Source organism: Streptomyces sp. NPDC002935, from assembly GCF_040611295.1.
Classification (GTDB): domain Bacteria; phylum Actinomycetota; class Actinomycetes; order Streptomycetales; family Streptomycetaceae; genus Streptomyces.
Window position 1 is genome coordinate 31,930 of record NZ_JBEXNW010000028.1, and the last position, 21,835, is coordinate 53,764.

The following is a 21,835-nucleotide window of genomic DNA, read 5'->3' on the forward strand; positions in this document are numbered from 1 at the left end:
GTGACCTTCGGGGAAGAGCCTGGCACCCCTTCTGCGCGCCATGGGCCCACCGGTCCCTCCCTGTTGGGGTCCATCGGTCCCGCTTAGGGACCCCCCACCCCTCCTCCCTCGAACGGGCATGCGTCATAATTGCTTGTGAATGTGAACGCGTTCACAAGCGTGTCCTGTTGCTCCCGTGATGTCTGCGATAAAGCGGGCAAACTGCCGCTGTGACCACGGCGACGTAAGGAGACTGACGACGTGGAATTGGCTTTGGCGCCGGAGACTCTGGCGCGATGGCAGTTCGGCATTATCACCGTCTACCACTTCTTCTTCGTCCCCCTGACGATCTCGCTCGCCGCGCTCGTCGCCGGCCTGCAGACGGCCTGGGTACGTACGGAGAACCAGAAGTACCTCAAGGCCACAAAGTTCTGGGGCAAGCTCTTCCTGATCAACATCGCGATGGGCGTCGTCACCGGCATCGTCCAGGAGTTCCAGTTCGGCATGAACTGGTCCGCCTACTCGCGCTTCGTCGGCGACATCTTCGGTGCCCCGCTCGCCTTCGAGGCCCTGATCGCCTTCTTCTTCGAGTCCACCTTCATCGGGCTGTGGATCTTCGGCTGGGACAGGCTCCCGAAGAAGCTCCACCTCGCCTGCATCTGGATGGTCTCCATCGGCACGATCCTGTCGGCGTACTTCATCCTCGCGGCCAACTCGTGGATGCAGCACCCGGTCGGCTACCGGATCAACAAGGTGAAGGGGCGCGCGGAACTCACCGACTTCTGGCACGTGCTGACCCAGAACACCGCGCTGGCCCAGGCGTTCCACACCCTCACTGCGGCCTTCCTGACGGGCGGCGCCTTCATGGTGGGCATCGCCGCGATCCACCTGGCCCGTAAGCGGCATGTCGCCGTCATGAAGACCTCGCTGCGGCTCGGCCTCGTCACCGTCGTCATCGCCGGTCTGCTCACGGCGATCAGCGGCGACACCCTCGGCAAGATCATGTTCAAGCAGCAGCCGATGAAGATGGCCGCCGCCGAGGCGCTGTGGGACGGCCAGGACTCCGCGCCGTTCTCGGTCTTCGCCTACGGGGACGTCAGCAAGGGTCACAACACCGTCGAGCTGTCGATCCCGGGGATACTGTCGTTCCTCGCCGACGACGACTTCAACTCGTACGTCCCCGGCATCAACGACACCAATAAGGCCGAGCAGGAGAAGTACGGTCCCGGCGACTACCGCCCCATCATCCCGGTCACCTTCTGGGCGTTCCGCTGGATGATCGGCTTCGGTATGGCGTCCTTCGTGATCGGAATCGTCGGACTCTGGCTGACGCGCAAGAAGTTCCTGCTGCCGCAGCACCTGAGGGTCGGCGAGGACGAGGCGCCGCATCTGGTCCTGTTCAAGAACAAGGCACTCGGCCCGACGCTCACCAAGTGGGGCTGGCGCATCGCCATCTGGACCTTGGCCTTCCCGCTGATCGCCAACTCCTGGGGCTGGATCTTCACCGAGATGGGCCGTCAGCCGTGGGTCGTCTACGGGGTCCTGCAGACCCGGTTCGGGGTCTCCCCCACCGTCTCTCAGGGCGAGGTCATCACCTCGATGACCGTCTACACGGCGATCTACGCGATCCTCGCCGTCATCGAGGTCAAACTGCTCGCGAAGTACGTCAAGGCAGGGCCCCCCGAGCTCACCGAGTCCGACCTCAACCCGCCCACCAAGATCGGCGGCGACTCCAGTGACGCCGACAAGCCGATGGCCTTCTCCTACTAGGCTCAGGGAGCTGCTGAGTCATGGAACTTCACGACGTCTGGTTCGTCCTCATCGCGATCCTCTGGATCGGCTACTTCTTCCTGGAGGGCTTTGATTTCGGAGTCGGCATCCTCACCAAGCTGCTGGCCCGCGACCGCACCGAGAAGCGGGTACTGATCAACACGATCGGTCCTGTGTGGGACGGCAACGAGGTGTGGCTGCTCACAGCGGGCGGTGCGACCTTCGCGGCCTTCCCGGAGTGGTACGCCACGCTCTTCTCCGGCTTCTACCTGCCCCTGCTGATCATCTTGGTCAGTCTGATCGTGCGCGGTGTCGCCTTCGAGTACCGGGCGAAGCGGTCCGAGGAGCACTGGCAGCGCAACTGGGAGACGGCGATCTTCTGGACCTCGTTGATCCCGGCGTTCCTGTGGGGTGTGGCCTTCGGCAACATCGTGCGCGGAGTGAAGATCGACCGGGACTTCGAGTACGTGGGCAACTTCTGGGACCTCCTCAACCCGTACGCGCTCCTCGGTGGCCTGGTCACGCTGACGCTGTTCACCTTCCACGGGGCGGTGTTCGTCGGACTCAAGACGGTCGGCGACATTCGGGAGCGGTCGCGGAAGTTGGCGCTGAAAGTCGGCCTGGCAACCGCCGTGTTGGCGCTGGTCTTCCTGATCTGGACCCAGGTCGACAACGGTGACGGCGCCTCGCTGGTCGCGCTGGTCGTGGCCGTGGTGGCTCTCGTCGCGGCGCTGGTGGCGGTCAACGGCGGGCGGGAGGGCTGGGCTTTCATGCTCTCGGGGCTCACCATCGTGGCCGCCGTCGCGATGCTCTTCCTGTCGCTCTTCCCGGACGTCATGCCGTCCTCGCTCAACGAGGACTGGAGCCTCACGGTCACCAATGCCTCGTCGAGCCCGTACACCCTGAAGATCATGACCTGGTGTGCCTTGATCGCCACGCCGATCGTCCTGCTCTATCAGAGCTGGACCTACTGGGTGTTCCGCAAGCGCATCGGCACGCAGCACATCGCCGTGGACGTGTCGCACTGAATCCGACGTAGTGGCATGTTTCACGTGAAACATGCCTGATGAGCCAGGGGTGTGTTTCACGTGAAACCAATCGATCCGCGTCTGCTTCGGTACGCCCGAGCCACCCGCCTCTTCCTTGTGGCGGTCGTGGGGCTGGGCGTCGCCGGAGCGGCGTTGGTCATCGCCCAAGCGATGCTCATCGCCGAAGTGGTGGTCGGCGCCTTCCAGCACGGCTTTTCCGTCACCGAACTCCGGACCCCCCTGGTACTGCTGGCGGGCGTCGCGATCGGGCGGGCGGTGGTGGCCTGGCTCACCGAGCTCGCCGCGCACCGGGCGAGCGCCGCCGTCAAGTCGGAGTTGCGGGGACGGCTGCTGGAGCGGGCCGCGTCCCTCGGTCCTGGGTGGCTCAGCGGCCAGCGGACGGGCTCACTGGTCACCCTCGCGACGCGCGGAGTCGACGCACTCGACGACTACTTCTCGCGCTATCTGCCGCAACTGGGCCTCGCGGTGGTGGTTCCGGTGGCCGTACTCGCGCGGATCGTCACCGAGGACTGGGTGTCGGCGGCGATCATCGCCGGCACGCTGCCGCTGATCCCCCTCTTCATGGTGCTGATCGGCTGGGCCACCCGCACCCAGATGGACCGCCAATGGCGCATGCTGTCCCGCCTGTCCGGACACTTTCTGGACGTCGTCGCGGGACTGCCCACGCTCAAGGTGTTCGGCCGGGCCAAGGCGCAGGCCGATTCGATCCGGAAGATCACCGGTGAGTACCGGCAGGCGACCATGCGGACGCTGCGGATCGCCTTCCTTTCGTCCTTCGCCCTGGAACTGCTCGCCACCATCTCCGTCGCCCTGGTCGCGGTGACCATCGGAATGCGGCTCGTCCGTGGCGAGATGGACCTGTACGTGGGGCTCGTCGTTCTCGTGCTGGCGCCCGAGGCCTATCTGCCGCTGCGGCAGGTGGGAGCCCAGTACCACGCCGCCGCCGAGGGACTCGCGGCCGCCGAGGAGATCTTCGCCGTGCTGGAGACCCCGGCACCGACGTCCGGGGCGCTGCGCATGCCGGCGGGGGAGATCGGCTTCGAGGGCGTGACCGTGCGGTACCCGGGGCGCTCCGAGGACGCGGTCTCGGACGTCTCCTTCACGGTCGAACCCGGTGAGACGCTCGCCCTCGTCGGGCCCAGCGGCGTCGGCAAGTCGACGCTCCTGAACGTCCTGCTCGGGTTCGTCGAGCCCACCGCCGGCCGGGTCCGGGCCGGGGGAGCCGATCTTGCCGAGGCCGACCTCGCGGAGTGGCGCTCGCGGATCGCCTGGGTGCCGCAACGACCGCACCTGTACGCCGGATCCATCGCCGAGAACGTACGGCTGGCGCGGCCCGACGCGGACGACGCGGCGCTGCGCCGGGCCCTCGTGGACGCGGGAGCGGCCGGATTCGTCGACGCGCTGCCCGACGGGGCCGACACGGTCCTCGGCGAGGACGGCACCGGACTGTCGGCCGGTCAGCGTCAACGCCTCGCTCTTGCCCGGGCGTTCCTCGCGGACCGGCCCGTGCTGCTTCTCGACGAACCGACGGCCTCGCTCGACGGGGCGACCGAGGCCGAAGTGGTCGCGGCCGTGCGGCGGCTCGCCGTGGGACGAACCGTTCTGCTGGTCGTACACCGGCCGGCGTTGCTGGGGGTGGCGGACCGGGTGGTGCGCTTGGAGGCCGCTGCGGCCGGCGACCGACGACCGGCGCCGGCCGCCCTCGCCGAGATGTCCGGGTCCGCGGAGCCCGGCCGCACCCAGCCGCCCCGGGGAGTCGAGCCGGAAGCCGCGCCCTCGGCCGACGGCGCAGAACTCGCCCCGGCGTCCCGGAGCCGGGGCGGCGTGCTCGCCCGCGTCCGGACCATGGCGGTTCCCCGGCGTGGGCCGCTGGCGCTCGCCCTGCTCCTCGGCAGCCTCGCGCTCGGAAGCGCCGTCGGCCTGATGGCCACGTCCGGATGGCTCATCTCGCGGGCCTCCCAGCAGCCACCGGTGTTCTATCTGATGGTGGCCGTGACGGCCACCCGGACGTTCGGTATCGGCCGGGCGGTGTTCCGGTACGCGGAGCGGCTCGTGTCGCACGACGCCGTGCTGCGGATGCTGGCCGATACGCGGGTCGCCGTCTACCGGCGTCTGGAGCGGCTCGCGCCCGCCGGGCTGCGGGCCACCCGGCGCGGCGATCTGCTGTCGCGGCTCGTCGCCGACGTGGACGCCCTGCAGGACTACTGGCTGCGGTGGCTGCTGCCGACGGGAGCCGCGATCCTGGTGTCCGCCGCCTCCGTCGGATTCACCGCGTGGTTGCTGCCCGAGGCCGGTGCCGCGCTCGCCGTGGGCCTGCTGGCCGCCGGTGTCGGCGTTCCCCTCGTGACCGGCGCCGTGGCGCGCCGCGCCGAACGACGGCTGGCCCCCGCCCGCGGGACGCTGGCGACCCAGGTGGCCGATCTGCTCACGGGGACCGCCGAGTTGACCGTCGCGGGCGCGCTGCCCGCCCGCACCGCGGAGACACGGCGGGCCGACACCGTCCTCACCCGCATCGCCTCGCGGGCCGCCACCGCGACCGCCCTCGGCGACGGGCTCACGGCTCTCGTGTCCGGGCTCACCGTCGCGGCCACCGCTCTCCTGGGTGCCCAGGCGGTCGCCGCCGGGCGTCTGGACGGTGTGGTGATGGCCGTCGTCGTCCTCACTCCGCTCGCCGCCTTCGAGGCGGTCATGGGACTGCCGCTCGCCGTCCAGTACCGGCAGCGGGTGCGCAAGAGCGCGGAGCGCGTGTACGAGGTGCTGGACGCCGCCGATCCCGTACGCGAACCCGAACAGCCCCGGCCGGCACCCGCGTCGCCGTTCCCGCTCCGTGTGGAGGGGCTCCGGGCCCGTCACGCGGGACAGGACCGGGACGCGCTGGCCGATCTCTCGCTGACCCTCGAAGAGGGCCGCAGGATCGCCGTGGTCGGCACGTCCGGGGCCGGCAAGACGACGCTCGCGCAGGTGCTGCTGCGGTTCCTGGACACCGAAGCGGGGACGTACACGCTGGGAGGCGTCGACGCGTACGGGATGGACGGCGACGCCGTGCGCCGGCTGGTCGGGCTGTGCGCCCAGGACGCGCACCTCTTCGACAGCACCGTGCGCGAGAACCTGCTGCTCGCCCGAAAGGACGCGACCGAGGCCGAACTGCGTGACGCGCTCGGGAGGGCCCGGCTCCTCGACTGGGTGCACGGGCTGCCCGACGGGCTCGACACCCTGATCGGCGAGCACGGGGCACGGCTGTCCGGCGGCCAGCGCCAGCGGCTCGCGCTGGCCCGCGCGCTGCTCGCCGACTTCCCCGTACTCGTCCTCGACGAGCCGGCGGAACACCTCGACCTGCCGACGGCCGACGCGCTCACCGCGGATCTGCTGGCCGCGACCGAGGGCCGTACGACCCTGCTGATCACTCACCGGCTGGCCGGGCTCGACGCGGTGGACGAGGTGATCGTGCTCGCGGAGGGCCAGGTGGTCCAGCGCGGGGCGTTCGCGGAACTGTCGGCCGTCGAGGGACCGCTGCGCGAGATGGTGGAACGCGAGGCGGCGGGGGATCTGCTGGTGGGTGCCGTGGCGGGCTGAGCGCGGTGCGGGCGGTGCGGGCGGGTCGTGGGTGATGAGCGTGGTGGGTCGGCTGCGGCCGGTGAAAGGGCGACGGGGTGATGGGCCGAGGTCGCGGGCTCTGTCCCCTTCCCCTCGACCCGATTCCCCCCGACCCGACTTTCCCCCACAAAGGGGACTAATTAGGCTCAAGGCATGTCAGCAGCCCCAGCCTCCCCCGCGCCGGACGGCAGCACGGGCGCGGCGGCTCCGGTGGTCCGTGGTCTGCGAGGGCTGCCCGCCGAGCTGACCGCACGGGTGCCGCGGTTGCTGGAAGCGATGCGGTCGGTCGGATCGGGGCTGGAGCTGCACTCCACGTTGGACCGGATCTGTGAGACCGCGGCCGAGCTCACGGACGCCCGGTACGCGGCCATCGGGGTCGTGGCCGAGAGCGGGGAGGGACTCGCGGACTTCGTCCAACACGGCGTCGACGAGGGGACTGCCCGACGGATCGGACGGATGCCCGACGGTCACAAGGGGCTGCTGGGAGCTCTCATCCACGATCCGGGTCCGGTGCGGCTCTCGAACCTCACCGACGACCCGCGCTTCTGCGGCTTCCCGGCCGGCCATCCACCGATGCACAGCTTCCTCGGAGTGCCGATTCGGGTGCAGGGGGAGATCTTCGGGAATCTGTACCTCACGGAGAAGCGCGGCAGCGGGACCTTCGGTGACGCAGACCTCGACATGGTCCGCGTGCTGGCCACGGAGGCCGGTATCGCCATAGGCAATGCCCGCCTCTATGAGGCGGCGAAGCAGCGTGAGCGCTGGATCGACGGCTCGGTGGCCGTCACCACCGCGCTGCTGGCGGGCGGCGACGCCGAGGACGCGTTGCAGGTCGTCGCCGAACAGGCCCGCCGGCTCTCCGGCTCCGCGGCCGGGATCGTGCTGCTGCCCGCGGAGGAGGGCGGCCTGGAGATCGTCGCGGTCGCCTCGGACCACCCCTCGAAGGCGCTCGGAGTCGTCCTCCCGCCGGAGAGCGAGCTGGTCGCCGAACTTTTCGACGGAGAACCGGTGTTCGTGGAGGACGCGACCGTCGACCCGCGCGTGCTCCCGGATCTCGCCCGCGCCTACGGCCCCGTCATGATGCTCCCCCTGCAGAGCGACGGGCGGGTCCTCGGAGCCCTCGTCACTCCACGGACCCGCGAAGGGCGCCCGTTCACGCAGACCGAGCGGACCCTCGCCGCCCAGTTCGCCTCGCAGGCCGCGCTGGCACTGATGATGGCCGAGACACAGCGCGACCGGGAACGGCTCGCGGTGTACGAGGACCGCGACCGGATCGCCCGTGACCTGCACGACCTCGTCATCCAGCGGCTGTTCGCCACCGGGATGATGCTGGAGAGCGCGCAGCGCCGGTCGAACGTGCCCGAGGTGCAGCGCGGCGTCGGCAAGGCGGTCGACGAACTCGACGTCACCATCCAGGAGATCCGCACCGCGATCTTCGCGCTCCAGCAGGGTCCCGCCGAGGCCCGGTCCGGGCTGCGCACCCGCGTCCTGCGCGAGATCAACATGGCCGCCGTCCCGCTCGGCTTCAGGCCCGGGCACCGTTTCACCGGGCCCGTCGACACACTGGTCGGCGAACTCACCGGCAAGAACCTCATCGCCGCACTGCGCGAAGCCCTCTCCAACGCCTTCCGGCACGCGGGGTCCTCCCGTATCGAGGTCTCCGTCGACGCGAACGTCCTTCTGCCGGACGGACGGCCGGGCGTGCGCCTGTCTGTCGCGGACGACGGCGTCGGCATCCCCGACGGCGGCCGCCGCAGCGGCCTGAGGAACCTCAAGCGGCGTGCCGAGTCCCTGGGCGGAGCCAGTTGGTACGGACCGGGGATCGGCACCGACGGGGGCGGAACGACGGTGGTGTGGCAGGTGCCGCACTGAATCCCCTTGTGCGGGGGGCCTGTTCGGCCGCTCCTCGCGCAGGCTCGCCTTCGGAGAGTTCTCGGCGAGTTCTCGGCGCGACACGCGCGGCGGGCCCTGTTCGTAGGTGACCCTGCCGGAACGGGGCCGTTCGGGCCTTCCGCTGGGCCATTCGTGACGTCCCGTCCCCCAGGTGCACCCCTTGAACAGGCCGGGCCCGAAGGCGCGGGCCACGATCGCTGTCATGCGCTCATCTCGTCGCCATCCCCTGTTCGTACCGGCGCTGTTGTGCGCGCTCGTGGTCCTCGCGGCCCGGCCGACGGTGGCCGAGGGCGAGGCCGACGGCGACGGCGCGGATCTCGGCATCAGCGCCCAGGTGGCGCGGCTGTACGACGACGCCTCCGAGGCCACGCGGCAGTACGAGGCGGGGCGCCAGGATGCGGAGGCGCAGCGCGGCCGGGCCGAGCGGGTCGAAGAGCTCCTCGTGCGGGAGCGGCAGGAGATCGCGGTACTGCACCAGGACCTGGGCCGTATCGCGCGCGCTCAGTACCGGCAGGGCGGCGGGCTGCCGTACACGGCACAGATGCTGTTCGCGAAGGACCCCGATGATCTGATGCGCGGTCAGCGTGCCGTGTGGCGGGCCGACCTGGCCGTCGCCAACTCCGTCGCGAAGAGCCGGCGGGCCGAGGACAGGCTCGCCACGGACGAGGCGAAGGCCCAGTCCGCATGGCAGGCACTGGAGCGGCGCAGCGGCGAACTCGCCGAGATGAAGCGGACCATCGAGGCGAAGCTCGACGAGGCGCGGTCGGTGTTGCAGAGCCAGGCGGACGCCTCGGTGGCGGCGGGCTCCTGCCGTGGTGCGGTCCGCCTCGACCAGCCGCCGGCGGACTCGACGCGTGCGTGGGTGGCGCCGGTGCAGACGTACGAGCTGTCCGCGGGCTTCGGCAGCGGGGGCGAGCGCTGGGCGCACCGGCACACGGGGCAGGACTTCGCGGTGCCCATCGGCACGCCGGTGCGGGCGGTCGGGGCGGGCCGGGTGGTGAAGGTGTCCTGTGGCGGGGCCTTCGGCATCGAGGTCGTGATCGAGCACCCCGGCGGCTACTACACGCAGTACGCGCACCTCGCGGCCGTCGCCGTCGACCAGGGGCAGCTGGTCGCGACCGGGCAGTGGATCGGGCAGTCGGGCACGTCCGGCAACTCGACCGGCCCGCATCTGCACTTCGAGGTGCGGGTGACGCCGGAGATGGGATCGGCGATCGACCCGGTGCCGTGGCTGGCGGAGCACGGGGTCGATGTCTAGGGCCTGTCCGGCGGATCATGCCGGAGACGCGGGGCCTGGCACCCCCTCCCCCAAGCTCTTCGAGCAGGGGGACCCCCAGCGGCGTTGTCGTCGGTTGCCGATGCTCCGCATCGACGCCCTCCTCCGCCTTGCAGTTGCACGCACCAGACCCCGCTCACGTGCACTGATCAGGCGCCGCAGGTCTCCTCCGACTTGATCCGCCGGACAGGCCCTAGCCCCGCCGAAGACTCACAGCGCTGCCGCGAGTCGGCTGTCGCACGACGGACGTGCGGGTTTGCCGAAAGCCCGGGGCATCCCCCGATGCGGCGCCAGGGTTCGCGCGAGTATCGGCCGATGGACTGCGGCAGTGCCGCGACCGGGCTGCCGCAGGGCCTTCGGCAGGCGTGCCGGGGGCCCTGCGGGCGTGCGGGCCGGTGGCTACGTCCGGTCTGCCACGATCCGCTCTATGACGACCGCCACCCCGTCCTCGTTGTTCGCGACCGTGCGCCCGGAGGCGGCGGCGACCACGGCGGGGTGGGCGTTGCCCATCGCGTACGACCGGCCGGCCCAGGTGAGCATTTCGACGTCGTTCGGCATGTCACCGAACGCGACGACCTCCTCGGGGGAGATACCGCGCTCGGCGCAGCACAGCGCGAGGGTGCTGGCCTTGGAGACGCCGGGCCCGCTGATCTCCAGCAGGGCGCTGGGGCTCGACCGGGTCACGTTGGCCCGGTCGCCGATGGCCGGGCGGGCGACCGCGAGGAAGTCGTCCGGGTCCATCTCCGGGTGGAACGCGAGGACCTTCAGCACCGGTTGATCGGCGTCGAGAGCGTCCTGCGCGAGGAGTTTCTCGGCGGGCGAGACGATCTCCGGGGGCTCCATGTGCATCAGGGGGTAGCCCGGTTCGAGATGGAGGCCGTACGTCCGCTCGACGGCACACACCGTGCCGGGCGCGGCGGCGCGCAGGACCTGGATGACGTCGAGGGCGATGTCGGGCGCCAGTTCGCGGATTTTGACGAAGCGGTGGGCGCCGGGGCCGCCGTGCAGGTCGACGACGGCGGCGCCGTTGCCGCAGATCGCCAGGCCGTGCCCGTGGACGTGGTCGCTGACGACGTCCATCCAGCGGGCCGGGCGGCCGGTGACGAAGAAGACCTCGATGCCGGCCTGTTCGGCGGCGGCGAGGGCGGCGATCGTGCGGTCGGACACCGATTTGTCGTCGCGCAACAGGGTGCCGTCGAGGTCCGTGGCGATCAGCCGGGGCGGGACGGTTGAGGCCGGAGTCTCGGGCCGGCGAGTCGCTGAGGTCACGTGCTCATTCTCCCGCATATGCGCGCACGGCCGTGCGGCGGTGTGCACACTTGAGTGGTTACCGTCCTCACCAGCACCGTCACACCCTGTCGAACCGGGTCACGGCGACGGATCTCAGGGAAGCTGAGCCACCGCCTCCATGGCGATCTGCTCGAAGACCTTCTGGTCGGCCGCGAAGTCCGAGTCGGGGATCGGCCAGTGGATCACGATGTCGGTGAACCCCAGCTCGGCGTGCCGGCCCGCGAAGTCGACGAACGCGTCGAGGGACTCCAGGGGGCGGCTCCGGTCGGGGGTGAAGCCGGTCAGCAGGACCTTGTCGAGCTCCGTCACGTCCCTGCCGATCTCGGCACACGCGTCGGCCAGCCGGGCGACCTGCCCGCGAATGGCTTGAACCGAATGCTCGGGGGTGCCCGTCTCGAACAGCTTCGGGTCGCCGGTCGTCACCCACGCCTGCCCGTGACGGGCGGCGAGCTTCAGTCCGCGCGGGCCGGTGGCGGCCACCGCGAACGGCAGCCGGGGGCGCTGGACACAACCCGGGATGTTGCGCGCCTCGTGCGCGGAGTAGAAATCACCGTCGTACGAGACGGAGTCCTCGGTGAGGAGCCGGTCGAGCAGGGGGACGAACTCACCGAATCGGTCGGCCCGCTCACGCGGGGTCCAGGCGTCCTGGCCGAGCGCGGTGGCGTCGAATCCGGTGCCGCCCGCGCCGATGCCCAGCGTGATCCGGCCGTTCGAGATGTCGTCGAGGGAGATCAGTTCCTTGGCGAGGGTCACCGGATGCCGGAAGTTCGGCGAGGTCACGAGCGTGCCGAGGCGCAGCCGGTCCGTCACCGCGGCAGCCGCGGTCAGTGTCGGCACGGCCCCGAACCACGGGCCGTCGCGGAAGGTCCGCCAGGAAAGGTGGTCGTAGGTGAACGCTGTGTGGAAGCCGAACTGCTCCGCACGCTGCCATGCGGAACGCCCGCCCTCGTGCCAGCGGACGTACGGCAGGATCACGGTGCTCAGACGCAGACTCATGCATCGAGCGTAAGCGGAGCCGGGGCCTGGTCGTGGCCGCCCCGAGATCGCTCCCGGCCCGGCGGCCCGGTGCCCGGGGATCAGTGCGGTCCGGGAATCCGCAGGTAACGCGGGGGTACGGCCTCCGTCAGCCAGACGCCGTTCGCGCTGACCCGGAAGACAAGGCCGTCGCGGTGCATGGCGGCGGCGTCCACGGAGAGCACGACAGGGCGGCCGCGGCGGGCGCCGACGCGGGTGGCGGTCTCCCGGTCCGCCGAGAGATGTACGTCGTGCCGGTTCATGGGCTTGAGACCTTCGGCGCGGATCGCGTCCAGGGTGCGGGCCACGGTCCCGTGGTAGAGGTACGCCGGCGGGGTCGCCGGGGGCAGTCCGAGGTCGACCTCGACGGAGTGGCCCTGGCTGGCCCGGATCCGGGTCCCCTCGACGGCGAAGCGGCGCTTGTCGTTGTTGGCCACGACGTGATCGAGCTCGTCGCGGGTGAACCGGAAGCCGTGCGCGGCCGCCGCGGCGATCAGTGTGTCGATCTCGACCCAGCCGCCCTCGCCGAGCGTGAGTCCGATCCGCTCGGGCTGGTGCCGCAGATGCTTCGAGAGGTACTTCGACACCTTCACGGTGCGTCTTTCGTCCATCCGATCATCCGCCTGTCCTTCCGTCCGATCATCCGTTCGCTCATGCGCCTGTCCATGCGCCCGTCCATGCGTTTGTTGATCCGTCTGTTCATCCGTCTGTTCCTTCATCCTCCCAGCGTGCCTGGCGAGAGACGGATCACGCACTTGATTTTGATTCGGAGGTTTGATCCACAGCCAAGTCCTGTTATCCACAGGGGAATTGACGAATCTGTGGACAACCAGCAGCCCGTTTAGGGTATTTCGTCAATGATGCTGCGATTGGCGCCGTTTGCTGCCAGCCGGTCCAACGTGCGTGCCTGCAGCTCCCGTTCGGCGGCGGCCGTGACGAACGCCGACGCGTGCTCCAGGCCAACCAGACGCTCCACGGCCCGCATTGTCCCGGCGGAGACCTCCACCGTGCGCGCGTTCTCCCGCTCCTTCGGGGGCTGCTCCGCCGCCAGGTGCCGGCTCAGGTGGCGGGTGGCGAAGAGCCGCATGGCGCGGGCCAGTTCGGCATCCACCGTCTGCTGCGCGAGCGGTCGCAGCCGCCGGACGAGCGAGGCGGCCTCGGCCGCTTCCGCGTCGCTCGGCGGATGCTCCCCGAGATAGCGCGCGAAGACATGTTCCGTGGTGAACTCCAGGAAGCGGGAGGCGATGTGCTCGACCTGTCCCCTCAACTCCCGCAGATGGCAGGAGATCGCGGACAGGGGAACGCCCGCCATGTACAACTCGACCGCCGCGGACAGCTCTTGAGGGCTCGGAACGAGGAAGGAGTCCTCCTCGCCCGGAACGGGCACCAGCACGCCGAGCTCCACCGCGTCCGCCACGGCCGCGTCGTCGGGACGCCCGCCGAACCGCTCGTCCAGCTCGGCCCGGGTGATCCGGGCGGCCTCCTCGTCGGTCCACGGGCCGTCGACCTCCGCGACCAGACCGAGTATCCCGCCGAGGCCACGGCCGGCGTCCCAGGCTTCCAGGAGTTCCTTGATCGAGGCCAGCGTGTAGCCGCGGTCGAGGAGGTCGGCGATCTGCCGCAGCCGCGCCAGATGGGCGTCCGCGTACACATTGGCGCGGCCGCGCCGCTCGGGGCGGGGGAGCAGCCCGCGGTCCTGATAGGCGCGGATCGTCCGGACCGTGGCGCCGCTGTGGTGCGCCAGATCCTCGATGCGGTACGCGACACCGCCCGACTCGTCGCTCATCTCTCCCGCCCCTTCCGCCCTCGGCCCTACGAGGCCACCCGCCCGATCGCCCCCACCGCCGACCGTGCCGCGGGTGACTGCGCCAGATACTCGACGGCCCTGAGCAGCGAGCCCTCCTTCGACGGATGGTACGACCGGCGCAGATAGCGCGGTATGGCCGCGCCGAGCTCCTTCCAGCTGGGCAACAGCCCTTTGCGGACGGCCTTGTTGTGGGCGGCGAGCGAATAGCGCAGGCGGCCCGCGAGACGGGGGTCGTTGCGGATCAGATAGGCGGCCCCCCATATCCACATGTACAGCATCATCGGCGCGGTGACGGCCATGCCCGCGATCCGCCGGGCGTAACGGGGCGCGCCCTGGCCGCCGCAGTGCTGGTACAGGTCGAAGGCCACCGCGCGGTGCTCGACCTCTTCGGCGCCGTGCCAGCGCAGCAGGTCGAGCATGACCGCGTCGGCGTCGGCGAGGTCCAGGCCCTCGGCCGTCAGCACCCAGTCGCCCAGCACCGCCGTGAACTGCTCGATCGCCGCGACCATCGACAGCCGGAAGCGCAGCCACTCCCGGGCCGGGACCGGCGCCCCCAGGGGAGGCTGTTCGCCGAGCAGCTTCTCGAAGAGGAAATCGGCGTGCCTGGTGAAGTCGGAGGTGTCGAGCCGCTGGGCGGCGAGGTGGTCGAGGACGTACGCGTGCTGCACGCTGTGCGTGGCCTCCTGGCCCATGAACCCCTTGACGTCCTTGCGGAGTTCGGGGTCGCGGACGAGCGGCAGCGCCTCCTTGAGGACCCTCACGAACCACCGCTCCCCGGCCGGGAGCAGCAGATGCAGCACGTTGATGACATGGGTGGCGGTGGGCTCTTCCGGGATCCAGTGCAGCGGGGTGTCCTCCCAGTCGAAGGACACCCGCCTCGGGACGATCGCGTGGTGGCCGCCGCTCACCGTGCCGTCGGCCGGGGCCCCCTCCGAAGCCCCGGTCGCGTCGATCGGTCGTTCGCTCACAGCCGTGGCTCCATTCGGGCGATCGCGCGCAGCGTCCTGGGCGCGAAGCGGTGCATGAGGTGGGCGGCCCGCGCCTCCGGGGTGACCGGAACGACCGCCTCGTTGCGTACGACCGCGCGCAGGATCGCGTCGGCGACCTTCTCCGGAGGGTAGTTGCGCAGCCCGTACAGCCGCGCCGACTTCTTCTGGCGCCGTTTCTCCTCGGCCGCGTCGACCCCGGCGAAGCGCGCGGTCGAGGTGATGTTGGTGTTGACGAAGCCGGGGCAGATCGCCGAGACACCGATGTCCTGCCCGGCCAGCTCCGCGCGCAGACACTCGCTGAGCATCAGGACGGCCGCCTTGGAGGTGCTGTAGGCGGGCAGCGCCTTCGAGGGCTGGTACGCCGCCGCCGACGCGGTGTTGACGATGTGGCCGCCCTGCCCGCGCTCGGCCATCTGCTTCCCGAACAGCCGGCAGCCGTGGATCACGCCCCACAGATTGACGTCGAGGACCTTCTTCCAGTCCTCGGGTGTGGTGTCGAAAAAGGAGCCGGAGAGTCCGATGCCGGCGTTGTTCACCAGCACGTCCACCACGCCGTACTCGGTGGCCACCTTGTCGGCGAGCTTCTCCATGGCCTGCTCGTCGGAGACGTCGACCGTCTCGGCCCAGGCCGCGGGTGAGCCGATCAGCCGGGACATCTCCGCCGTGCGGGCCGCCGCCTCCGCGTCCCGGTCGACTGCCACCACACGAGCGCCCGCCTCGGCGAACGCGAACGCGGTGGCCCGCCCGATGCCGCTGCCGGCACCGGTGACCAGCACCAGCTGCCCGCCGAACCGGTCGGTGTACTTGCCGGTGGCCACCGGCTCGGGCACGGGCATCCCGGCCTCGCGACCCTCGTTGGCCGTCACGAACTCGGATATCCAGGCGGCCAGCTGGTCGGGACGGGTCCGCGGAACCCAGTGCTTGGCCGGGAGTGTGCGGCGCACCAGCCGCGGGGCCCACGTCTCCAGTTCGTCGTAGAGCCGCTCGGAGAGAAAGGCGTCCCCGAGAGGCGTGACGAGCTGCACGGGCGCGTGCGCGTACGCGTCCTCGCGGGGGCGGCCGAGCCGCGGCCGTACGTTGTCGCGGTACAGCCAGGCGCCGTGCGCGGCGTCGGAGGGCAGCGACGCGGTCGGATAGCCGTCCGAGGGCACCTTCTCGACGCGCTGGAGGATCTTCGGCCACCGCTTGCCCAGGGGACCGCGCCAGGCCAGTTCGGGCAGCACCGGCGTGTGCAGCAGGTACACGTACCAGGACTTGGCGCCCTGGCCGAGGAGCTGGCCGATCCTTCGCGGGGAGGGCCGCTTCATCCGCTGCTTGATCCAGTGGCCGAAGTGGTCCAGGGACGGCCCGGACATCGACGTGAACGACGCTATCCGGCCCTCGGTACGCGCGACCGTGACGAACTCCCACGACTGCACCGAACCCCAGTCGTGGCCCACCAGGTGCACCGGCTCGTCGGGGCTGACCGCGTCGATGACCGCCAGGAAGTCGTCGGTCAGCTTCTCCAGCGTGAACCCGCCGCGCAGGGGCCGCGGTGCCGTCGAACGACCGTGCCCGCGTACGTCGTACAGCACGACGTGGAAGCGGTCGGCGAGCCGGACGGCGACCTCGGACCACACCTCCTTGGAGTCCGGATAGCCGTGCACGAGCACCACGGTCGGCTGCCTGTCGTCGCCCAGCTCGGCGACGCACAGCTCGATTCCGCCCGTCCGCACCCAGCGCTCGCGCGCGCCCACGAGACTCACTTGTCCTCCGCCCAGCGCCGCACGTGCGGCAGATCGTCGTCGAGCCAGAACGCGCTCTGTTCGGGGTCCCTGGAGTCGGTGACGACCAGGATCTCCTCGAACTTCGCGCCCGTCCCCCGGAAACCGAGGTGCGGTTCGACCGCCCACAGCCCCGGCCGGGGCGGGTGGTCGGAGAAGGTGTACGGCGACCACAGGGGTGACCAGCCGTCCCGGTGCCCGTGCAGCGCGTCGCTCGCCAGCCCCTTCAGGGACTGGGTGCCGAACCCGAACAGGCGCGGCGACCAGGACCGCTCCCGCACCCGGTCCACCTTGTGCGCGATCACGCCGAACGGATACGCGCGGTGTCGGTTGGCATAGCCCTGGCGGGTCATGAGCCGGTCGACGTCCTCGTAGATCTCGCGCAGGGAGCGCCGCTCACGCACCTCGCGCAGGATCAGCTCGCGGTGCGCCTCCAGATCGGCGAGCAGCTTGTCCTGCACGGGGTTCAGTCCGAGCGAGCCCGAATAGCCGATGTCCGCGGTGAAGCCCTTGTACACAGGGGCCATGTCGAGGATGAAGGGCATCCCCGGCTCCAGAGGGCGGTTGGTGGGAAAGAACTGCAGCGGGATCCGGAAGCCGACGAAGGCCGTGCGGTCACCGAACCAGGCGAAGGGCAGATGGAACCAGTCCCGCACCCCGCGTTCGCGCAGCCACCCGCGCTGCATGCGTGCCGCCTCGCGCTCGGTGACACCGGGCTTCAGCTGTGCCGCGACCGCTTCCGCGCACTCGTACGCGAGGCGCTGCACCTCTCTGAACCCCCGCAGCTCCGCGGAGAGTTCGCCTGCCACTGCCGTCGTCATGCCACCGCCCCACCCTGTCCGCACCGACTGCGGTACGTGCCCGTAACGTGACACTGGCGAATGTGACAGTTGTTAGAGGCTGCGTCAATAGGCCCGTGCGCAGCCTGTGGACAACCGGTCGGACGACCAGGGCTCCCGGTCGGTATACCTGAGGGGGACCCCTACGGGCCCGTACGACTGGAGGCTGACGCGGATCCACCTCCGTGGGCTGACGACCGCTGTGGTCTGCGCCACTACCTTCGAATCGTGACTGTGATCGCGACCGAAAGCCTGAGCAAGCGGTTCCCCCGGGTGACCGCGCTTGACCGGCTCTCCGTGGACGTCGGGCCCGGTGTGACCGGACTCGTCGGAGCCAATGGAGCCGGCAAGTCCACTCTGATCAAGATCCTGCTGGGTCTGTCCCCCGCCACCGAGGGCAGCGCACGCGTGCTCGGCCTCGACGTCGCCACCGAAGGCGGCGCCATCCGCGAGCGGGTCGGCTACATGCCCGAGCACGACTGCCTGCCGCCCGACGTCTCGGCCACCGAGTTCGTCGTCCACATGGCGCGGATGTCCGGGCTGCCGCCGGCCGCGGCCCGCGAGCGCACCGCGGACACCCTGCGCCATGTCGGTCTGTACGAGGAGCGCTACCGCCCCATCGGCGGCTACTCGACGGGCATGAAGCAGCGCGTCAAACTCGCGCAGGCCCTCGTCCACGACCCCCAGCTGGTCTTCCTGGACGAACCGACCAACGGCCTGGACCCGGTCGGCCGCGACGACATGCTCGGACTGATCCGCCGCATCCACACGGACTTCGGCATCTCGGTCCTGGTCACCTCGCACCTCCTGGGCGAACTGGAACGCACCTGCGACCACGTCGTCGTGGTCGACGGCGGCAAACTGCTGCGCTCCAGCTCCACCACGGACTTCACCCAGACCACCACGACCCTCGCCATCGAGGTCACCGACACCGACGAGCACCCGGACGGCACGGGCGCGGTGCGCGAGGTCCTCCACGCGCGCGGGATCGAGACCCACGACGGCAGCGGGCTCCCGGGCGCCGGACACATCCTGCTGCTGACCACCGAGAGCGAGGACACCTACGACCTCGTCCGCGACGTAGTCGCCGACCTCGGTCTGGGGCTGGTCCGCATGGAGCAGCGCAGGCACCACATCGCCGAGGTCTTCAACGACAGCGACGAGCAGCGGGCGAAGGACGAGAGAGCGGCGAGCGGCGATCCGCGGACCGGCGACGACCAGCGGAAGGAGGCGGTCGGCCATGGCAGTTGAGCACCCCCTCACCCAGCCGGGTGAGCAGACCCGTATCCACAACATCGGCTACCGCAACTACGACGGCCCGCGCCTCGGCCGCGCCTACGCCCGCCGCTCCCTCTACTCGCAGTCCCTGCGCGGCGCCTACGGCCTCGGCCGCTCGGTCAAGTCCAAGGTCCTGCCGATGCTGCTGTTCGTGGTGATGTGCGTCCCCGCGCTGATCATGGTGGCCGTCGCGGTCGCCACCAAGGCGAAGGACCTGCCCGTCGACTACACGCGCTACGCGGTGATCATGCAGGCGGTCATCGGCCTGTACGTCGCCTCGCAGGGCCCCCAGGCGGTCTCCCGCGACCTGCGCTTCAAGACCGTGCCGCTGTACTTCTCGCGCCCCATAGAGACCGCCGACTACGTGCGTGCCAAGTACGCGGCGCTGGCCTCGGCGCTGTTCATCCTCACGGCCGCCCCGCTGATCGTGCTCTACGTGGGCGCGCTCCTGGCCAAGCTCGACTTCTCCGACCAGACCAAGGGCTTCGGGCAGGGGCTGCTCTCCGTGGCGCTGCTGTCGCTGCTCTTCGCCGGCATCGGCCTGGTCATCTCGGCGATCACCCCGCGCCGCGGCTTCGGCATCGCGGCCGTCATCGCCGCCCTGACCATCTCCTACGGAGCGGTCTCCACCGTCCAGGCCATCGCCTTCGAGCAGTCCAGCGGCGACGCCGTCCCGTGGCTCGGACTCTTCTCGCCGATCACGCTCATCGACGGCGTGCAGACGGCCTTCCTCGGCGCTTCCTCCGCCTTCCCCGGAGAGGTGGGCCCCTCGTCCGGACAGGGCGTCGTCTACCTCATCGTCGTCCTGGGTCTCATCGCGGGCTGCTACGGCCTCCTGATGCGCCGCTACCGAAAGGTCGGGCTGTGACCACGCTCAATATCGACCACGTCTCGCGCTGGTTCGGCAACGTGGTGGCGGTCAACGACATCACGATGACGATCGGCCCCGGCGTCACCGGCCTGCTCGGCCCGAACGGCGCCGGGAAGTCCACCCTCATCAACATGATGGGCGGCTTCCTCGCCCCCTCGACGGGCACCGTCACCCTCGACGGCCGGCCGACCTGGCGCAACGAGGACATCTACCGGCACATCGGCATCGTCCCCGAGCGCGAGGCGATGTACGACTTCCTCACCGGACGCGAATTCGTCGTCGCCAACGCCGAGTTGCACGGCCTCGGCGCGAAGTCCGCCCAACGGGCCCTCGCCACGGTCGAGATGGAGTACGCGCAGGACCGCAAGATCTCCACGTACTCCAAGGGCATGCGGCAGCGCGTGAAGATGGCGTCCGCGCTGGTCCACGACCCGTCGCTGCTGCTGCTCGACGAACCGTTCAACGGCATGGACCCGCGCCAGCGCATGCAGCTCATGGACCTGCTGCGCCGCATGGGCGACGAGGGCCGCACAGTGCTGTTCTCGTCCCACATCCTCGAAGAGGTGGAGCAGCTCGCCGCCCACATCGAGGTGATCGTCGCCGGACGGCACGCGGCGAGCGGTGACTTCCGGCGCATCCGCCGGCTGATGACCGACCGCCCGCACCGCTACCTGGTCCGCTCCAGCGACGACCGGGCGCTGGCCGCCGCGCTGATCGCCGACCCGTCGACGTCCGGTATCGAAGTCGACCTCGCCGAGGGCGCGTTGCGCATCCAGGCCGTCGACTTCGGCCGGTTCACCGCCCTGCTGCCGAGGGTCGCGCGTGAGCACGGCATCCGGCTGCTCACGGTGTCGCCGTCCGACGAGTCCCTGGAATCCGTCTTCTCGTATCTTGTCGCGGCGTAGGAGGCCGAAGATGTACGACCCCACAGTCGCCCGGCTCACGTATCGGGGCCTGCTCGGCCGCCGCCGGGCCCTCATCCTCGGCGTCCTGCCCGTCCTGCTCATCGTCATCTCCGTGGCCGTCCGGAGCTTCTCCGGGGCCGACGACCAGGTGGCCTCGGACCTGCTCGGCGGGTTCGCGCTCGCCACCATGGTGCCGATCATCGGTGTCATCGCCGGCACGGGCGCGATCGGACCCGAGATCGACGACGGCTCGGTGGTGTATCTGCTGGCCAAGCCCCTGAAGCGGCCCACGATCATCTTCACCAAGCTGATCGTCGCGATCGCCGTCACCATGGCGTTCTCGGCGGTGCCCACCTTCATCGCGGGCATGATCCTCAACGGCAACGGCCAGCAGATCGCCGTCGCCTACACCGTGGCCGCCCTGGTCGCCTCGATCGCCTACGCCGCGATGTTCCTGCTCCTCGGGACCGTGACCCGGCACGCGGTCGTCTTCGGGCTCGTCTACGCGCTCGTCTGGGAGGCCCTGTTCGGGTCGCTGGTGTCCGGAGCGCGCACGCTCAGCGTCCAGCAGTGGGCGCTCGCCGTGGGCCACAAGGTGACCGGCGGCGACCTCGTCACCTCGGACGTGGGCCTGCCGACCGCGACGGTCCTGCTGGTCGTGGTCACCGTCCTCGCCACCTGGTACGCCGGGCAGCGGCTGCGGTCGCTGACACTGGCCGGCGAGGAGTGAGCGAGGGCTCCCCGCGCGCGTGCCGTCCGGTGGGCGGCACGCGCGCGGGGAGCCCTCTTTTTTCTTGACAGCGGCTTCATCCCTGTCCGCGCACACTGGCCGAACGGGGACGTACGGCCAGGAGGAACGGGGATGGCATCCGAAGAACCACGGGGTGAAGGCCACGAAGAGGCCGGGGACGAGTCAGGGGCCAGGCCCGGGGACACGGCCGGGGAGCTGTGGGACGACCTCGTCCTGGACGAGAGATTCATACGGTCCGCGGAGACGACCGAACCGTCGGCCCGCGCGCGCATGCTCGCCGCCCGTTGGCGCGAGGGAGGCCCCGATCCGCAGCCCTGGCGCTCGGACGAACCGCCCGCGGGGTGGTTCTTCAGCAAGGCGCGTCGGCGCAGGTGGCGCCGCCGGTGAGGCCCGTCGGGGGCGGCCTTTAATGAGTGGCGCCCAAGTCGGCGTAAGGGCACAGTAGTTGTGTCCACCCCCGCCGCATCGAGCCGGCGCCACGTTCTGGGAGAGGAGCGCGACGATGTTCATCAGGAGCAGTTCGTCGAGCTCCCGGCAGGGCAGCCCGCGGCGGGTTCCGGAGTAGTTACCCCTCCGTCGAACCCGCTCGCACGGGGAGCTGTCCGGGGCGGCCGCTTCGAGCGCGCGTCACGCGCGGGCCGCCCACCCGGAGGATTGGCCGAGTGGAAAGGCACCGGCTTGCTAAGCCGTGGTCGGGGATGAAACCCCGCGCGCGTTCGATCCGCGCATCCTCCGCAAGGCGTACCAACACCGCAGCAGTCGTGACC

The 21,835-nt window shown here is 70.3% G+C and carries 17 protein-coding genes and 1 tRNA gene; 11 read left to right on the forward strand and 7 right to left on the reverse strand.

The genetic code is table 11. The annotated features are described in order from the left end of the window. Window positions 1-240 precede the first annotated feature (240 nt). The 5 genes from ABZX90_RS30900 to ABZX90_RS30920 all read left to right on the forward strand — a co-directional run bounded on the left by ABZX90_RS30900 (window position 241) and on the right by ABZX90_RS30920 (window position 9,543). The gene (locus ABZX90_RS30900) at window positions 241-1,749 is read left to right on the forward strand and encodes a cytochrome ubiquinol oxidase subunit I (protein ID WP_351133004.1); all 1,509 of its coding nucleotides are present in this window, start codon (window positions 241-243) and stop codon (window positions 1,747-1,749) included. A gap of 20 nt (window positions 1,750-1,769) precedes the next feature. Next, complete coding sequence (cydB, locus tag ABZX90_RS30905; RefSeq protein WP_355210275.1) at window positions 1,770-2,777, forward strand: cytochrome d ubiquinol oxidase subunit II; 1,008 nt, start codon at window positions 1,770-1,772, stop codon at window positions 2,775-2,777. A gap of 60 nt (window positions 2,778-2,837) precedes the next feature. Beyond that, complete coding sequence (gene cydD, locus ABZX90_RS30910; protein ID WP_355210277.1) at window positions 2,838-6,371, forward strand: thiol reductant ABC exporter subunit CydD; 3,534 nt, start codon at window positions 2,838-2,840, stop codon at window positions 6,369-6,371. Between the two features lie 174 nt (window positions 6,372-6,545). Then, window positions 6,546-8,264: a GAF domain-containing protein gene (locus ABZX90_RS30915; RefSeq protein ID WP_355210280.1), complete on the forward strand. Its 1,719-nt coding sequence runs from the start codon at window positions 6,546-6,548 to the stop codon at window positions 8,262-8,264. Window positions 8,265-8,487: 223 nt separating this feature from the next. Further along, window positions 8,488-9,543, forward strand: a complete 1,056-nt coding sequence (locus ABZX90_RS30920) for a M23 family metallopeptidase (protein ID WP_355210283.1) — start codon at window positions 8,488-8,490, stop codon at window positions 9,541-9,543. A gap of 417 nt (window positions 9,544-9,960) precedes the next feature. Here ABZX90_RS30920 and ABZX90_RS30925 read toward each other — a convergent pair whose 3' ends face one another. The 7 genes from ABZX90_RS30925 to ABZX90_RS30955 all read right to left on the reverse strand — a co-directional run bounded on the left by ABZX90_RS30925 (window position 9,961) and on the right by ABZX90_RS30955 (window position 17,245). Next, on the reverse strand, window positions 9,961-10,848 hold the full coding sequence (locus ABZX90_RS30925; RefSeq protein ID WP_351133725.1) for a Cof-type HAD-IIB family hydrolase: 888 nt from the start codon (window positions 10,846-10,848) through the stop codon (window positions 9,961-9,963). 96 nt (window positions 10,849-10,944) lie between these two features. Next, entirely contained in the window at window positions 10,945-11,847 is a 903-nt protein-coding gene (locus ABZX90_RS30930; RefSeq protein ID WP_355210286.1) for an LLM class flavin-dependent oxidoreductase, read from the reverse strand. Between the two features lie 80 nt (window positions 11,848-11,927). Then, the gene (locus tag ABZX90_RS30935; protein WP_355210289.1) at window positions 11,928-12,476 is read right to left on the reverse strand and encodes an RNA 2'-phosphotransferase; all 549 of its coding nucleotides are present in this window, start codon (window positions 12,474-12,476) and stop codon (window positions 11,928-11,930) included. 230 nt (window positions 12,477-12,706) lie between these two features. Continuing rightward, window positions 12,707-13,651: a MerR family transcriptional regulator gene (locus tag ABZX90_RS30940; protein ID WP_355210291.1), complete on the reverse strand. Its 945-nt coding sequence runs from the start codon at window positions 13,649-13,651 to the stop codon at window positions 12,707-12,709. Between the two features lie 26 nt (window positions 13,652-13,677). Further along, entirely contained in the window at window positions 13,678-14,580 is a 903-nt protein-coding gene (locus ABZX90_RS30945; protein WP_355210398.1) for a metal-dependent hydrolase, read from the reverse strand. A gap of 56 nt (window positions 14,581-14,636) precedes the next feature. Then, window positions 14,637-16,406, reverse strand: a complete 1,770-nt coding sequence (locus ABZX90_RS30950) for an SDR family oxidoreductase (protein ID WP_355210294.1) — start codon at window positions 16,404-16,406, stop codon at window positions 14,637-14,639. Next, window positions 16,403-17,245: a M24 family metallopeptidase gene (locus ABZX90_RS30955; protein WP_355210297.1), complete on the reverse strand. Its 843-nt coding sequence runs from the start codon at window positions 17,243-17,245 to the stop codon at window positions 16,403-16,405. Before ABZX90_RS30955 ends, ABZX90_RS30950 begins: the two co-directional genes overlap by 4 nt. A 252-nt stretch (window positions 17,246-17,497) precedes the next feature. Here ABZX90_RS30955 and ABZX90_RS30960 point away from each other — a divergent pair, with 252 nt between their 5' ends. The 6 genes from ABZX90_RS30960 (at window position 17,498) to ABZX90_RS30985 (ending at window position 21,803) form a co-directional block, all read left to right on the forward strand. Then, the gene (locus tag ABZX90_RS30960; protein ID WP_351133798.1) at window positions 17,498-18,514 is read left to right on the forward strand and encodes an ABC transporter ATP-binding protein; all 1,017 of its coding nucleotides are present in this window, start codon (window positions 17,498-17,500) and stop codon (window positions 18,512-18,514) included. Continuing rightward, complete coding sequence (locus tag ABZX90_RS30965) at window positions 18,504-19,409, forward strand: ABC transporter permease subunit (RefSeq protein ID WP_355210300.1); 906 nt, start codon at window positions 18,504-18,506, stop codon at window positions 19,407-19,409. The genes ABZX90_RS30960 and ABZX90_RS30965 overlap by 11 nt, the downstream gene beginning before the upstream one ends. Further along, window positions 19,406-20,317: an ABC transporter ATP-binding protein gene (locus tag ABZX90_RS30970; RefSeq protein ID WP_351133741.1), complete on the forward strand. Its 912-nt coding sequence runs from the start codon at window positions 19,406-19,408 to the stop codon at window positions 20,315-20,317. The genes ABZX90_RS30965 and ABZX90_RS30970 overlap by 4 nt, the downstream gene beginning before the upstream one ends. Before the next feature lie 10 nt (window positions 20,318-20,327). Further along, complete coding sequence (locus ABZX90_RS30975) at window positions 20,328-21,047, forward strand: ABC transporter permease (protein ID WP_351133744.1); 720 nt, start codon at window positions 20,328-20,330, stop codon at window positions 21,045-21,047. Window positions 21,048-21,179: 132 nt separating this feature from the next. Next, window positions 21,180-21,455 (forward strand): hypothetical protein, encoded by a 276-nt coding sequence (locus ABZX90_RS30980; protein ID WP_351133746.1) that lies wholly within the window; start codon window positions 21,180-21,182, stop codon window positions 21,453-21,455. A 261-nt stretch (window positions 21,456-21,716) separates the two neighbouring features. Further along, window positions 21,717-21,803: transfer RNA gene (locus ABZX90_RS30985), tRNA-Ser, on the forward strand. Window positions 21,804-21,835: the final 32 nt, after the last annotated feature.